We start from the raw sequence: 15,290 nt of genomic DNA, 5'->3' as shown, positions 1-15,290 counted from the left end.
TGCTCCTCAGACGATCGGTTCGTGTACGGTCACCAGCTTGGTGCCATCGGGGAAAGTCGCTTCGACCTGGACTTCGTGCACCATCTCGGCGACACCGTCCATCACGTCGTCGGCACCAAGCAGGGTGCGACCGAAGTCCATCAGTTCCGCCACTGTGCGTCCGTCACGCGCGCCTTCGAGGATCGCGGCACTGATATAGGCCACCGCTTCCGGATAGTTAAGCTTGAGGCCACGTTCTTTGCGCCGTTCCGCCAACAGTGCCGCCGTAAACAGCAACAGCTTGTCTTTTTCCCTTGGGGTCAGCTCCATGGTCGTCCTCTTGAATAATCTTTGAATGCACCTGGTATAAAAGCAGGTGAGAATCTGCGTTCACCCGCCGTCCTATAGGCTAACAGAACCTGAGGTTTGCCGGGCAGAAACAAAACAGGCTGATCATAGATCAGCCTGTGCGATGCCAGTCACTCTGCAATGCTCTGTTTTTGGAAGCAATATACATTCCAAATCAATGTGATAGCACCGTTTTTGACGAAATTCAGCTGTTCTCAGCTGCAACCCGTCCGTGTACGCGCACGCGACTGATACCACCATCCGGGAAAATGTTCAGACGCAGGTGAGTCACAGGCCCCTGCAGGCCTGCATCCGGCACGAACTTATGCTCGGCATCGGCGCTCAGCGGCTGGGGTGAAAGCAGCTCCTGCCAGAACATGCTCTGGGTCACCAGAGCCTCATCGCCCACCTTGCCCATGCAGGCAGCCTGCAGGGAACATTTATCGGGGAAGTTACCCTTAAAGAAGGCAGTATCGATAACGATCTCATCGATATAACCCGGAGCCGCCAGCTCGATCAGGCACCAGTCGTTACCCGGCTCACGACGGCGGCGGGTTTCCCAGCCGTCCCCCATGTTGATGCCCTTGGTCGGCATCAGAATCTTGTTCGGGTGACCGTAGTGAGAGTCGTTCCAGGACACCACGCGGGCACCCAGCTCGCGGGCAGCCAGGTTCAGCTCGTCGCCCTCTTTCAGTTCCGCGGACGGGCTGCCATACACCACCAGACGCGCCACACCGCCGTCCGGCAGGATGTTCAGGCGCACGTGGGTCCAGGCTGAATCCTGCTTGTCAGCGGGGATCTGCGCTGCGACCAGATGGTGCTGACTCGGGCCCAGGGTCACCGGTCCCGCCAGCATTGTCCACTCGGTAGAATCGTCCGGGTCACTCTCCGGTAGATAGCAGGCCTCAATGCTGGCCCCTGGCGGATAGTTGCCGGTGAAGAAGCTGGTATCGATATCAAAACCATGGATGTAGCCCGCAACGCCAAGACGCAGCACGCACCAGTCGTGGCCAACACCGCGCTTGCGGCGGCTTTCCCAACCGTCCATCCACTTACCGTGGTCGTCATAACGGTCCGGGTAGAAACGGGGCAGATCAGCACTGATCATCCGCTCTGCCGGCGCAAAAAACTGATCGCTGACCGCAACCACCTCGGTACCCAGGCCTATATCGGCCAGGTTCATCGCACCTTCGGCAAATGCCGGCAGGGTTTCAACCGGCTGACCTTCTATGTATTCCACGCCCGACTCCTCTTTTCGATCACTAGCAAGGATCTATGCAAAATAGTTCAGTACGCTCGCATTCGCGGAGAATCTTCACCCAGGATTGCGAACCACCTTTTGTTTCATATACCTTTCTACTGCAACATTAGTTCCAACCCAAGATAAATTGAACCGGGGCTGACATTTAGCCTGGTTAAGCTGGAAATTGGATAGCAATTACGCACCATAAAGGTGCGCATTGATGTGCACTCAGTCCATTTTGGGGCTACTTAGACTGAGCTCATTGAGGTCGGCATATTTGTGACTGATACGTGCGATACGCTCACGCCCTGTTTCGAGAGAGCGGTGCAACAGGCTGTTAACCAGCAAAGTGATAAGACACATAGCGCTGGCGTAGCTGTCGAAGGCCGAGCGAGAATCCACCGGCGCCTCGAACCACCAGTCGGCTTTAGATGCAGCAGGAGCCAGGGATTCATCGCCGATCAGTACCAGCGACGCTGGGCCTTCACAAAGATCGCTCAGCAGCAGATCAAACCCCTTGGGACGGCGGCGAAAGCCAAACAGGATCACCAGATCATCAGCCGCCAGATCGGCCAGTTCTTCGCCGAGCGTCTGGCCAGGAAGCGGCAGCAACTGAATATTGGAACGCACCTGGATTAGCTGCTGACGCAGATGCAACGCCACCGGATAGCTGTTGCGGAAACCGATCACCCGCACCCGGCGGGCTGATTCCAGCGCATCGACCAGGGAACCTACCTGTTCCTGATCGAGACTCTGGAACATTCGGTGCAGGTTTTGCTCCTCCTGGCGCAGATGCTCATCGAAGGCAACACTGCCCCCCTGGTCATCCGCCACCGGCACGCCCTGGTGGCGCAACTGACGCGCCAGGGTGCGGCCTTCACGGAACGAGGAGAAACCAAGGCGCTTGAACAGACGGCTCACCGTCGCCTTGGATACATGGCACATGCGCGCCAGCTCAGCGGTGTTGAACAGCGCCAGATCCTGAGGGTGGGCAAGAATGAAATCCGCCAGCAGACGTTCGCTAGGCGTCAGCTGGTCGTACTGTTCCTGGAGTTTCTGGTCGATTGTTGCATCTGGCACGACGATCTGATTCCTGTGGCGACGTAGCTTGTAAGAGTCAAATATACTAACCCGGCCTGTCCGGAAGAAAAAACCCGCAAACACCGGCAGCGTCCAGGCAAAGACAAACCGCTGCCCTGTCATGGACTGCAAGGAGCCCTTGATGAACGAGACAACCAATCCAAGCGCCGATCCGAACACCTATCCAAGAGACTTGCGCGGCTATGGCAAGAATCCGCCCAAGGCCAACTGGCCCGGCGGTGCACGTCTCGCGGTCCAGTTTGTCCTCAACTATGAGGAGGGCGGCGAGAACTGTGTCCTGCATGGCGACAGCCACTCTGAAACTTTTCTTTCAGAAATGGCCGGCCCCCAGGCCTATCCGGATCGTCACCTGAGCATGGAGTCGATCTATGAATACGGCTCCCGCGTTGGCGTCTGGCGTATCCTGCGCGAGTTTGAGCGCCGCGGCCTGCCGATGACCATCTTTGGCATCGCCACCGCTCTGGCCCGCAACCCCGAGGTGACCCAGGCGTTTGTCGACCTGGACCATGAGATCGCCTGCCACGGCCTGAAGTGGATCCACTATCAGCAGATGCCGATCGAGCGCGAGCGCGAGCACATGAAGGAAGCGATGCGCATCATCACCGACCTGACCGGCAGCACACCGCTGGGCTGGTACACCGGACGCGACTCCCCCAACACCCGTCAGCTGGCGGTAGAACATGGCGGCCTGCTCTACGACTCTGACTACTACGGCGACGACCTGCCGTTCTGGACCCCGGTCAGCCTGCGTACCGGCGAAGTGAAGAACCATCTGGTGGTGCCCTACACCCTGGACTGTAACGACATGCGCTTCTCCTCATCCCAGGGCTTCGCCGACGGCGAGGATTTCTTCAATTACCTGCGTGACTCCTTCGATGTACTCTACGCCGAAAGCGCGGAAACACCGCGCATGATGTCGATCGGCCTGCACTGCCGCCTGATCGGTCGTCCCGGCCGCTTCCTCGCTCTGCAGCGTCTGCTTGATCATATTCAGCGCCATAGCGATGTCTGGATCACCCGCCGCGTGGATATTGCCCGCCACTGGATCAGCGAGCATCCGCCCAAGGAGGTTTAACAGCGCCAGCCTAAGCGGAAAGGATAATAGGTTACGACTCGATTTGGCGACACAACTATGTTTTATTGGGTGAGTTCGCAATAAACATCAGCTTGTGTCGCGCAGGCACCTGAACAATCGACCAGCGCCAGCCGCTCCAACTGACTGACCCGCCAGGAAATGGCGCGTTTATTGCTCTCTCTGACAGGATAGAAACAGACACGCTCAACGCGTGGATCTTTCACTGTCGGCAATCAGGAGTGCTATCAGTGTCGAATCAGGAAGCCTTCAACGCGCTTTGGCTGCTGCTGTCAGCCGTCCTTGTCCTTGTCATGCAGGCCGGGTTTCTCTGTCTCGAATCCGGCCTGACCCGCAGCAAAAACGCCATCAACGTGGCGCTTAAAAACGCCTTTGACCTGCTCGTCACTACCGCCCTGTTCTGGCTCGTGGGCTTCAGCCTGATGTTCAGCACCTGGAACGGCATACTGCCTGACATTCACCTGATCGCCGCTAACTTCCCGCAACTCAGCTTCTGGGATGCCTGCTTCTTTCTGTTTCAGCTCACCTTCTGCGCCACAGCCGCTACCATTGTCTCCGGTGCTATCGCCGAGCGCGCCCGGTTTGTCACCTACGTGCTGATCACTGCGTTGATCGCCGTACTGATCTACCCGTTATTTGGCCATCTCGCCTGGGGCGGCGCCCTGCGAGGACCCGCCGGCTGGCTGGCCGAGCAGGGCTTTGTCGACTTCGCCGGCAGCACCGTGGTGCATAGCCTCGGCGGCTGGGTGGCATTGGCGGCGCTGATTGTCGTCGGGCCACGCAAGGGCCGCTTCGTCAACGGTCGGGTGGTCTCCATTCCCGGCAGCAACCTGCCCTTCGCCATGCTGGGCATGATGTGTTTTATCATCGGCTGGATCGGCTTTAATGGCGGCAGTACCCTGGAATTTTCCAGCGCTATTCCCGGCATTATCGCCAACACTCTGATTGCCGCCACCTTTGGTGGCATCACCGGGATGCTGCTCGGATACTGGCAAACCAGCAATCAGACCCCGCAACTGACCATGAACGGCACCCTGGCCGGGCTGGTGGCGATCACCGCCGGCTGCCACGCCGTGACAACTCTGGAAGCCGCGCTGATCGGTATCACAGGTGCACTTTGCATGCGCGGCATGGAACGTCTGCTTGAGAGACTCAAGCTCGACGACGCAATCTCGGCGACACCTGTGCACCTGGCCGCGGGTATCTGGGGCACGCTGGCGGTGGGCCTGCTGGGCGATCCTGAACGTCTCGGCACCGGGCTCGACTGGTCCGGCCAGGTTCTGGTCCAGATCGAAGGCATACTGATCTGCGGCGCCTGGGCCTTCCCGACATCACTGATTTTTCTTCTGTTACTGCGCAAGATCTCGCCGCTACGCGTCTCTGACGATGCGGAAACCGAGGGTCTTAACAGCTCTGAACACGGCGCCTCCACCGAACTTTCCGACCTGCTCGGCGCTATGAACGAGCAGGAACGTACCGGCGATATGGAGCGCAGGATGCCGGTGGAACCCTTTACAGAGGTTGGCCAGATCGCCGCCAAATACAACCAGGTAATGGCCAAGCTCAACCGCATGAGCAGCCGTACCCGCCTGATCCTCCGCGATATGCAGGATGGCGTGATCACCTTCAGCGAACAAGGGATCATCACCAGCGCCAACCCCGGCGCGGCGAATATTTTCGGTCGCCAGCACACTCAACTGGCGGGTCAGCAGATATCCAAACTGCTGCACAAGGACTGCCTCAAGCTCTATCCAACCACGCCGTTGGAGAAACTGCTGCCGCTGATTGCATCAAGCCAGAACGAGGGCCCCCACGAACTGATCGGGCGTAACGCCAAGGGCGAGCCGATCACCATCGAGGTCACTACCTCTGCCAGCCCCACCGGCGAAGGGGTCCAGTACAGTGCCATCGTCCGCGATATCGGCGAGCGCAAGCGGATGGAGGAGCGTCTGCACCGCCACTCGCAGCTGGCCCAGGTTACGCTGGAAGCGATCACCGAAGCGGTCATCACCTGCGATGCGCGGATGAAAACCGTCTATCTGAACCCGGTCGCAAGATCGCTCACCGGCTGCCATATCGATGAAGTGTTCAACGAGCCTATCGATTTTGTCGTGCGCCTGCAGAATATGGAGGGCGACAACATCTCCATCGCCGCGCTCTGCCGCGACAGCACTCCGGCCGGAGAATATCGCCAGCTGAGTCTTATCGGCGCCAATGGTCATCGCGCCAGGGTGCAGCTTAACTGCGCACCGCTGCACGACAAGGATGGCCAGAGCGTGGGCTGGGTGATCGCCATGCAGGACATCACCCAGAACAGTGAGCTGCAGCAGCGGCTGACCTTCCAGGCCGTGCACGATGCACTCACCGGCTTGATCAACCGCCGCGAGTTTGAACGCCGCCTGGAGCAATTGATCATCTCCGCCCGCACCGACTATGGCGAACACCTGATCTGCTACCTGGATCTGGACCAGTTCAAGCTGGTCAACGATACCTGCGGCCATCGCGCCGGCGATGCGCTGCTGCGCCAGCTATCCCAGGAGCTCAAGCCCCTGCTGCGCCAGAACGACACCTTCGCCCGCCTCGGTGGCGATGAGTTCGGCATCCTGCTCGCCGACTGCCCGGTTGAGCGTGGGCTGGAGATAGCCGAGCAACTGCGCCGTACCGTCAAAGATTTTCGCTTTCCCTGGGAGGGCCAGGTGTTTTCCGTGGGCGTAAGCATCGGCCTGGTGCCGTTCGGCCCCGACTGCGCCTCGCTGGACGAACTGCTCAGCCTTGCCGATGCCGCCTGTTACGCCGCCAAGGATACTGGCCGCAACCGCGTCCACCTTTACGAGGCGGACGACAATGAACTCACTCGGCGCCAGGGTCAGATGCAGTGGGCCTCCCATATCCAGCAGGCGATCGACTGCGATGACTTCCGCCTCTATTACCAGACTATCGAGGCACTGGATCCGGAACCGGGTGCCGTGCCCCATATCGAAATTTTCATCCGCATGCTCGATGCCGAGGGCAACCTGATTCCACCCGGTGCCTTTGTACCCGCCGCGGAGCGCTACGACCTGATGCCACAGGTGGACCAATGGGTGGTACGCAATACCCTCGCCTGGCTGGGCGATCATCTGCACGCCGGCAACAGTCAGATTCAGTGTGCCATCAACCTGTCGGGCGCCTCCATCGGCTCCGCCGAATGCCTGCAGACGATCAAGCAGCACATCAGCAAGCATGAGATCCCCCCCCACCTGCTCTGTTTCGAGATCACCGAAACCGCCGCCATGTCCGATCCAGAGGCGGCCCGCGCGTTTATCGAGGAGCTACGTAACCTGGGCTGCCACTTTGCCCTCGATGACTTCGGCAGCGGCCTGTCGTCATTCGGTTACCTTAAGCGTCTACCGGTGGATTACCTCAAGATCGACGGCATTTTCGTGCGCGATATGAGCAATAACGAAATCGACCAGGCGATGATCGCCTCGATCAATAACATCGCCCACATCATGGAGCTGAAAACCGTGGCGGAGTTTGTCGAAGACGAAGCAACTCTCGGCCTGCTGCGTGAGATCGGTGTGGACTTTGTGCAGGGTTACCTGCTCAGCAAACCGGCACCGCTTGAGCAACTCGGGCGCGTGCGGGTAATGCCGCGTTGATCTCCGTCCGGGCGTTTATTTACCAGCCGAAACGATTCGTCAGCCTGAAGGTATGTACTTAGATTTAAGGCTACGACTCTACCTTTCCCACTGAGCAGCAACCTTTCGCTGGATACTGGTCTGCTCCCAACCGCTTTATGACTGCCACTTTTATTACCAGCGCAGATGTCGCTTTACCTAAAAAAAGCGGCGTCCTCACTCCTTAGAGCCTGGAGAATCACGCCTAAAATACGCCGATTGATCATTATTTAAGCAGGACACCCAGCCATGAAACAGCAACGCGGAGTATCCCAGACTGGCGATCAGCAGCACGCACTATTCAATCACTTTCAGCAGACTTTGCAGGTATGCATCGATGATCTGGAGCTGATGTCGGTTAAGAAAAAGAGTCTGGCACCAGAACGCGCTGCTAACAGAAGCAACAACAAGCCGAAATCCAGAAGCTATACCGATTTTCCTCGCTTCTACGGCTCAGTTAAATAGCACCGGAAACTCGCACGGTTAGGGATATTCAACGCCTCAAGACCGCCACTGCATTTCGCCTGTAGTGGTCAACCAGTCCTGAACCAGCGGTGGCTTTCCCCCTAAACAGAAAAGCCTCAGGAAAACTCCCAAGGCTTTTCAGGCGGAACTGGATACTAAGATCAGTCCGCCAGCACCAGTTCAACGCGGCGGTTTTCGCTGCGGCCGGTATCGCTCGTATTGCTTCGCACCGGGCTTACCGGACCGACTCCCACCGGCACCAGACGCTTGGCGTCGATTCCATATTCGTTAACCAGGGTACTGGCGACCGTTGCCGCACGACCTTCACTCAGCTTCATATTAAAGTTGAAGTCACCCTGGCTATCGGTGTGACCTACCACATAGAAGGAGTTCGAAGGGTTCTGTTTAAGATAGTCGGCAATAGTTGCGACCACTTCGGCAGATTCGGGCTTCAGCGTCGTTTTGGCGGTATCGAACAGCACCCCGTCCAGTTCCACCTTGCCGGTTTCGGCAATCGCCTTACTCATGCCATCCAGGTTGATGCTGATCAGATCGTCATCCAAGGCTTCAATTTCACCGATATCCAACACCACCTTGGTCGGAAACTTGCCACTGCTATCCTGATCAACCAGGAGAGATGCATAGACCTCCTTGCCCTGAGCATCGACCTTGCCGGACCAGAAATAATAGCGATGGCGTTTGCCATGGAGGTTGACCGCATTCAGATTTCTATCACGTCCCGCACGAGCGGGGTTGCCATACCAATAGAGCTGGCGGACAAACTTGTCGCCACACTCCTGATCAGCCTGACAGGTAAAGATCGGCGTAAAACCGGCCTCGGCAAAGGCTTTCTCGTAGTTACGGAAGATCTGCAAGGCTGAATACTTATTCTCATTTGCCTCATAGCCGATGGTCGTCACCTTGCCTTCCAGGCGCAACACCGGGGGCAGTTCCGCGCTGGACTCGCGAGGCCCTGTAGCCACGAGAAATTCATCGTACTCGCTGGTGTAATAACTGCTGATATGGGTATCAGGGAAACGGGAAACCAGCGGATGGTCGGAAGAACCTTTCACATCGTTTTGTTCTGCCAGAACAGGCAACGCGAGCAAAGAACCCAGAATCAGCGCGGGCAGTTGCTTAAGCATCATGATCTCTCCTTTTATCAATAGGATGCAGAAAGCGGGGGCTCCATTATCAATATTTTCGCCCTCGACGACAGCCCGATATTGCCACTTTGGTCAGTATCCCCACCTCTGCGACCACAGGACCCCACTACCTATTTCATACACAGATCTTTTGTAGCCGCCGCCCTCAGATCATTTTGCAATCGCTCTTACAGACCTTGAACGCACGGGGATCCTCTCCTTGTGAAAACCGCAACAAAAGCCACTGTGTAACCGGGAAGAAACCTAACCTTAATACACTGCGCGGGCGTTCAGAGATTCGGAGCCCGCGCCATGAACAACTCGCCGTTTTACCAGGATATCCGCAGCCAGTACGAACAGTTTCTCAGCGAGGCAGCGGCGCAGCTTAACCCGTCCGACACGCTCAGAATCGATCTGCACTGTCATGATCACAACAGCGATGTGCCCGATGAAATCTGGGGCCGGCTACTGCGCCTGCCGGAAACCTGGCTCAGTACCGAAGAGCTGTCGGAAACCCTGAATCGCGCCGGCACCGATGTGGTGACCATTACCAACCACAACAACGCCCGCTCCTGCTGGAGCCTGGCCGATAAGCAGAAACCGGTTCTGTCCGGCTGCGAATTCACCTGCCACTTTCCTGGCGAACCGCTCAGCATCCACGTCCTGATCTATGGCTTTACACCAAAGCAGGAGCTGGAGCTGCATGACCTGCGACACGATATCTACGCTTTCTGCGCCTATGCGCGCCAGCATGACCTGCCCACGGTACTGCCACATCCGCTGTTTTTTTACTCCCACGGCGAAAATGTGGACCCGACAATCCTGGAACGTTTTGCACTGCTGTTCGAACGTTTCGAGGTGCTCAACGGCCAGCGCGGCTACTGGCAGAACCTGCTGACGCTGCGCTGGGTCGAAAGCCTGACGCCAGATAAGATCGACGCCTGGGCGGCAAAGCATGGCATCAATCCGCACGACTTCTGCCGTGACCCCTATCGCAAAAACCTCAGTGGCGGCTCCGATGATCACAACGGTCTGTTCGCAGGCCGCTGCGGCACGCTGCTGGAAGTACCCAACCTTGAGGCGCGACTGGCCGCCGGGGAAAGCCGCGAGGCACTGGCGCTGGATGCGATCCGTGAAGGACGGATGGCTCCCTACGGCTTTGTCGGTGAAGAGGAGAAGATGACCACCGCGTTTCTGGACTACTTTGCCCAGGTGGTGATCAACATGAAGGACCCGGGCCTGCTTCGGATGCTGCTGCACAAGGGCTCGCTGAAGGATCGCATGATCTGCCTGGCGTTGAGCAATCTGCTGCAGGAGCTGAAGCGCCACAAATATACCCTGACCTTCCTCGATACCTTCCACCAGGCGTTGAAGGGCAAAAAGCCGAAGATGCTGTTGAACCTGGGCGTCAGCAAAGAGTTCAAGCCGATTCTTAAGATCATCAAGCGGATCGCCAAAACCCAACGTACCGAGCCAGAACGTTTCCCGGAAGAGCTGCGCCAGTCGATCCCAGAGCTGCACCGCTTTATCAGCCACACCTTTTTCAGTCGCGTCCACCATGAGCTGGCCCGCATCGACAAGGATGCCATCGCCGATATGCCGATCGACGAGATGGTCCGCATGATGGAGGTGCCGACCCATTTCCGCGCTCTGTTCTCCAGCGAGAAGAGCAACGGCAGGGATATGACCCAGGTGGATCTGGGCCAGATGCTCGACAAGCTCACCTTCCCGGCGCTATCCGCCTCGGTCGTTGCCGGTGCTGCCTTTGCCAGCACCCAGGTGCTCTACTCCAATCGCGCCTTTCTGGATCGGCTGGCCGCGGATATCGGCGCCACCGAACACCCTAAAAGAGTGCTCTGGCTGACCGACACCTTCGTCGATCGCAACGGTGTATCCTCTGCGCTGCGCGATACACTGACACAGCTGCAGAAAGCGGATCTGCCGATCGATCTGCTGGTTTGTCACCCGTCGCTTAAGCCGCAGCCACATCTGCAGGTGATCCGGCCGCTAACCCAGTTTCAGTTCAACCAGCTGGGCGAACAGACGATTCATGTGCCGGACCTGCTGGAGGTACAGAAACTGTTTGAGCGCGGCGGTTACGACCGCATTATCTGCTCCACGGAGCTCTGCATGGGCCCGGTGGCGCTGTACCTGAAACACGCTTATTCAGTGCCGGCCTGGTTCTACATGCACACCGACTGGCTTGAATTTATCAGCCGAAAAACCCGCCTCGACCAGCCGATCCAGGACCGAATCCGTCGTTTGATTCGCGCGTTTTACCAGCAGTTCGACGGCATGTTCGTGCTCAACGAGGAGCATCGCGACTGGCTCACCGGCCCGGATATGGAGCTGCCCGAAGAACGCATCAAACTGACCGCACATTGGGCGGGGATAGGCTCAGAAATCGCCAGCCTGCAGCCAAGGCCCGTGAATGAATCGCCGATCCTGCTTTACGTGGGCAGGCTTAGCGAAGAGAAAGGCGTGCTCGATCTGCCAACTATCTGGGCGCGCGTTAAACTGGAACATCCCGCCGCGCAACTCTGGATCGCCGGCAGCGGACCTGCCGAGCAGAAGCTACGAGAGGCGGCGCCTGAAGCCACTTACTTCGGCTGGCTGGAACAAAGCCAGGTGCCTCAGCTGTATCAGCAGGCAGACCTGCTGTTGCTGCCCTCGCGCTTCGATACCTTCGGTTGCGTTATCCTGGAAGCGATGAGCGCTGGTCTGCCGACCCTAGCCTATAACTGCAAGGGGCCGCGCTCGATCATCCAGCACCGCCTAAGCGGACTACTCGCCGATGACTGCGACGAGATGGCGGAACTGGCCGTGGAGTATCTAGCCAGCCCGGATAAGCAGGGTCGGCTGCGCGTCGGTGCCCTTTCCCGCTGCCTGGATTACTCGCCGCAGAAGATCCTGGGTCAACTGCTGCACGATATGGGGCTGGAGACACAACAGAAGGCCAAACGCCCAATACGCCGACAGCCACCGGTCCGGCTGGCAGAGAACCAGACTTAATCGGCACGGGGGCGCATTCTTCTCCGGGGAGGTTTCCCGTAGGAGCGGCGCCTCGCCGCGATCAACCGCCTGCGGTTAAAATGACCGCCGTACCCGATGCAATCCGCGCGAGGCGTGCCTCCTGCTATGGGTATGGTACCCGGATTAGCGACTCCCTCGCCGCGATCAACAACACTTCTGCACCCAAATACCTACAGATGCAATCACAGGTTCAACAATAGTTGCGGATTATCTAAAGATTGAAGATCATCCACACTTTGAAATCATATATTTGCTGTATCGAGCACAACCATGGAGCGGAAGATGAAGAAAGAAACGATTAATGTGTCATGGTGGATTGCGCGATCAGCACATTCGCTTGCTGCAATCGTGTTTATGATTGGAGTAGTGGCAGCAGTACTGCTTGGAGGTGTGTTTGGATTTTCCAAGCTGGACACCGATTTCCTCACCAATGAAATGTCTGCGTCTGTGTTTTCCTGGCTGATTACGGCAGGTGTATCCGCCGTCGTAGCACTGATCGTCTATCTCGCTTTGAATCCGTTCATTCCCTTGCTAAGGGTGCTTTCTCGCCGCGATATCATCGATCTGGAAAAAAGTTTCCCTGCCCGTGCCTATACGCAAGTACTGCGTTTTTACACCGAGGTGGGCACCATCAACCAGCTGACTGTGAACAAGCTAAGACGCAATAGCGAAGAGGATGACCTGGAAGTACTGCGACAGCGTTATCTCGGCGCCCGCCAGGAGTGATTCGCACCGACATTTGAGACGTGTATTCTAGGTACGTTGTCGATTCGAACAGGTAAACCAAAAAGCCCATTGGCGAATAGCTCAATGGGCTTTTTGTTTATTCCGTTTTTACTTCTAGTGTGACGTCTTGTGTTACTTCTCGTGTTACTGCTCGCGTTCACCGCAATCAGGTTGCCCAGATTCGTGGCGGTTCCGCCTGGCGGCCAGCGACCTCCGGCCGGACTGCGCGCCAGACGGCCGTCATCAGCTTCAGCATCGGTTCGGTACCCGGGCCCAGCAAGCGCACAACGATAGCTTGATCCACCCGCGTCGCACCCGCTTCCAGCGGCAGATCGGACAAACCCTCCATCGCCTCGCGAGTGAGCTCCAGCAGACGTTCAAAGTCGGGGTTATCCTGGCCCGGCACGATCAGCATCGTCGCCTGCATCGGGTAACCGCGCATACCGGCACTGGCTTCAACCAGCGCCATCCCCTCGGTTCTGACCTGATCGATCAGCACCAGCTCGCCATCGACGCTGAGGCGGGTAGTCGCATCGAGGCGCCCCTCGGTGAAAGCCTCATTGATGACCGGTCTTCCAAGACATTGGATATCCCAGCCGATAAACGAGGCACCCGGTTGCAGGTCGATATGGGTTTCGACCCGTGCCTGAGCATCGGGGAAAAAGATGTTCTCCTGCGGCATCCACTCCAGTAAACCGCCCTTTTCTACGCTGAGGCGCTGAATCTGCGTCGCCAGACGACCGCCAGAGCGGTAAAACTTGGTGGCGCCCGGAGTGGTGATCAACGCCTTGGCGCCGGGTTCCACATGCACCGCGATATCCAGGGTATCACTGCCGACCACACCGCCCGGCGGATGCAGCAGATAGGTGTGACAGACGGTATCACCTTCCGGGTAGAACGGGCGTTGTACCGCCAGCGGACCCTTACGCTCACGCTCGACGATCTTGGTTTTCTCTCCTCGCAGGGCGAAGCGCAGCTTCAGCAGTGCTTCCCACCCCTGGGCGGTTACCGCCATGTTCATCCAGCTTTCCTTCTCGGCTCGATCTTTCGTATTCACTGCGCCAGCTATCAGGCTTGCGGGCGCATGGGGAAAGCAAAAATACCATTACCGGCGGCGCAGCTCCAATTTGGTGACAGCGCTGACAGCAACGGTCGGCCGTTAAAGCCCCAGCCGGTCTTTCATCGAATAGTACCAGGCCCCCATCGCACTCAGCGGCGCCTGGAAACGATGACCACCCGGGAAGGGATAGTGCTTGAGCGCGGCGAAAGCATCGAAGCCTGCGGACTCACCGAGAATCTTCTCGCACAGCAGGCGTCCGGCCAGGTGGGTATAGGTAACACCGTGACCGCTGCAGCCCTGGGAGTAGAAGATATTATCACCTAGCGTTCCTACCTGCGGCAGGCGCGACAGGGTCATCAGGAAGTTGCCGGTCCAGCAGTAGTCGATTTTTACACCCTCGAGCTGCGGGAAGGTTTTCAGCAGCTTCGGCCGGATCAGGCGCTCGATATCGGCAGGATCGCGCGCGCCGTAAACCACGCCACCGCCGTAGAGCAGCCGTTTGTCGGCCGAGAGACGATAGTAATCGAGCAGGTAGTTGCAGTCTTCAACACAGTAATCTTTGGGGATCAGCGCACGGGCCTGTTCTTCGCTCAGCGGCTCGGTGGCGACAACCTGGGTACCGCAGGGCATCGATTTGGCGCTGAGCTCCGGCACCAGCCCACCCAGATAGGCGTTGCCTGCGAGCACCAGGGTTCTTGCCTGCACACGGCCATGTTCGGTCAGCACTTCGGCACCGCCCTTACCCGCCGGGTTAGGCGTTATCGATCTGACCTGGGAGTGCTCGTAGATGCGACCACCGAGCTGGCGCACAGCGGCGGCTTCACCGAGTGCGAGATTAAGCGGATGGATATGGCCACTGCCATGATCCAGCAATCCACCGACGTAGCGTTCGGTGGCGACCTCCCGGCCGATAGCGCTGCTGTCGAGCAGCTCCAGCTTGTCATAGCCGTAGCGCTCCCAGAGTGCTTTCTGGTGCTCCAGCTCCGCCATCTGCTTGGCGTTGAGCGCGGCAAAAATACCACCCTGCTTCAGATCGCAGTCGATGTTATAGCGCGCCACCAGGTCCCTGATGATGCGCCCGCCCTCGAACGCCAGTGGACCCAGCACATCGGCGACCGACTGGCCGGCACTGCGCTCAATGGCATCGATATCACGGCTGTAACTGTTGACGATCTGGCCACCGTTGCGTCCGGAGGCACCCCAGCCCACCCGCGCCTGCTCAAGCACCACCACATCCAGCCCACGCTCCAACAGATGGATCGCCGTGGATAGACCGGTATAACCGGCGCCGACGATACAGACATCGCAGCGGATCTCGCCATCCAACGACATGGCGTCAGGCGCGGGTTTCGCCGAAGCGGCGTAATAGGACGGCGGGTACAGGAATTCGGACGAACGGGTCAACTCGATATCTCTCCAGACTCAAATTCAGTGAAGC

Annotated in this window: 11 protein-coding genes; 5 read left to right on the top strand and 6 right to left on the bottom strand. The window is 58.0% G+C overall.

The window, feature by feature from the left end:
* Positions 1–6: 6 nt before the first annotated feature.
* The 3 genes from ureA to C4S72_RS03100 all read right to left on the bottom strand — a co-directional run bounded on the left by ureA (position 7) and on the right by C4S72_RS03100 (position 2,650).
* Positions 7–309 carry an urease subunit gamma gene (gene ureA, locus C4S72_RS03110; RefSeq protein ID WP_104001594.1) on the bottom strand — a complete coding sequence of 101 codons (303 nt, stop codon included), beginning with the start codon at positions 307–309 and terminating at the stop codon, positions 7–9.
* A gap of 223 nt (positions 310–532) precedes the next feature.
* On the bottom strand, positions 533–1,567 hold the full coding sequence (gene alc / locus C4S72_RS03105) for an allantoicase (protein WP_268807674.1): 1,035 nt from the start codon (positions 1,565–1,567) through the stop codon (positions 533–535).
* Between the two features lie 231 nt (positions 1,568–1,798).
* A complete protein-coding gene (locus C4S72_RS03100; RefSeq protein WP_235009029.1) occupies positions 1,799–2,650 on the bottom strand; it encodes a MurR/RpiR family transcriptional regulator in 852 nt (283 codons plus the stop codon).
* A gap of 142 nt (positions 2,651–2,792) precedes the next feature.
* Here C4S72_RS03100 and puuE point away from each other — a divergent pair, with 142 nt between their 5' ends.
* From puuE to C4S72_RS03085, 3 genes are all read left to right on the top strand, one after another.
* A complete protein-coding gene (gene puuE / locus C4S72_RS03095; protein ID WP_104001592.1) occupies positions 2,793–3,746 on the top strand; it encodes an allantoinase PuuE in 954 nt (317 codons plus the stop codon).
* A gap of 248 nt (positions 3,747–3,994) precedes the next feature.
* Positions 3,995–7,405: an ammonium transporter gene (gene amt / locus C4S72_RS03090; protein ID WP_104001591.1), complete on the top strand. Its 3,411-nt coding sequence runs from the start codon at positions 3,995–3,997 to the stop codon at positions 7,403–7,405.
* A 267-nt stretch (positions 7,406–7,672) separates the two neighbouring features.
* Positions 7,673–7,888: a hypothetical protein gene (locus C4S72_RS03085; RefSeq protein WP_104001590.1), complete on the top strand. Its 216-nt coding sequence runs from the start codon at positions 7,673–7,675 to the stop codon at positions 7,886–7,888.
* 161 nt (positions 7,889–8,049) lie between these two features.
* Here the strand turns inward: C4S72_RS03085 and C4S72_RS03080 are convergent, their stop codons facing one another.
* Entirely contained in the window at positions 8,050–9,036 is a 987-nt protein-coding gene (locus tag C4S72_RS03080) for an OmpA family protein (protein ID WP_104001589.1), read from the bottom strand.
* A 309-nt stretch (positions 9,037–9,345) separates the two neighbouring features.
* On the opposite strand from C4S72_RS03080, the gene C4S72_RS03075 reads away from it, so the two are divergent.
* Complete coding sequence (locus C4S72_RS03075; RefSeq protein WP_104001588.1) at positions 9,346–12,045, top strand: glycosyltransferase; 2,700 nt, start codon at positions 9,346–9,348, stop codon at positions 12,043–12,045.
* A 303-nt stretch (positions 12,046–12,348) separates the two neighbouring features.
* Positions 12,349–12,792, top strand: a complete 444-nt coding sequence (locus C4S72_RS03070) for a hypothetical protein (protein WP_104001587.1) — start codon at positions 12,349–12,351, stop codon at positions 12,790–12,792.
* 166 nt (positions 12,793–12,958) lie between these two features.
* Here C4S72_RS03070 and C4S72_RS03065 read toward each other — a convergent pair whose 3' ends face one another.
* Both C4S72_RS03065 and C4S72_RS03060 read right to left on the bottom strand, forming a co-directional pair.
* Positions 12,959–13,813, bottom strand: a complete 855-nt coding sequence (locus C4S72_RS03065) for an urease accessory protein UreD (RefSeq protein WP_200826654.1) — start codon at positions 13,811–13,813, stop codon at positions 12,959–12,961.
* A gap of 138 nt (positions 13,814–13,951) precedes the next feature.
* Entirely contained in the window at positions 13,952–15,256 is a 1,305-nt protein-coding gene (locus C4S72_RS03060) for an NAD(P)/FAD-dependent oxidoreductase (protein ID WP_327332419.1), read from the bottom strand.
* Positions 15,257–15,290 lie beyond the last annotated feature (34 nt).

The sequence above is a fragment of the Marinobacterium lutimaris genome (assembly GCF_900108065.1).
In the GTDB taxonomy this organism is placed as follows: domain Bacteria; phylum Pseudomonadota; class Gammaproteobacteria; order Pseudomonadales; family Balneatricaceae; genus Marinobacterium_D; species Marinobacterium_D lutimaris.
This window is presented reverse-complemented; position numbering and strand designations above follow the sequence as displayed.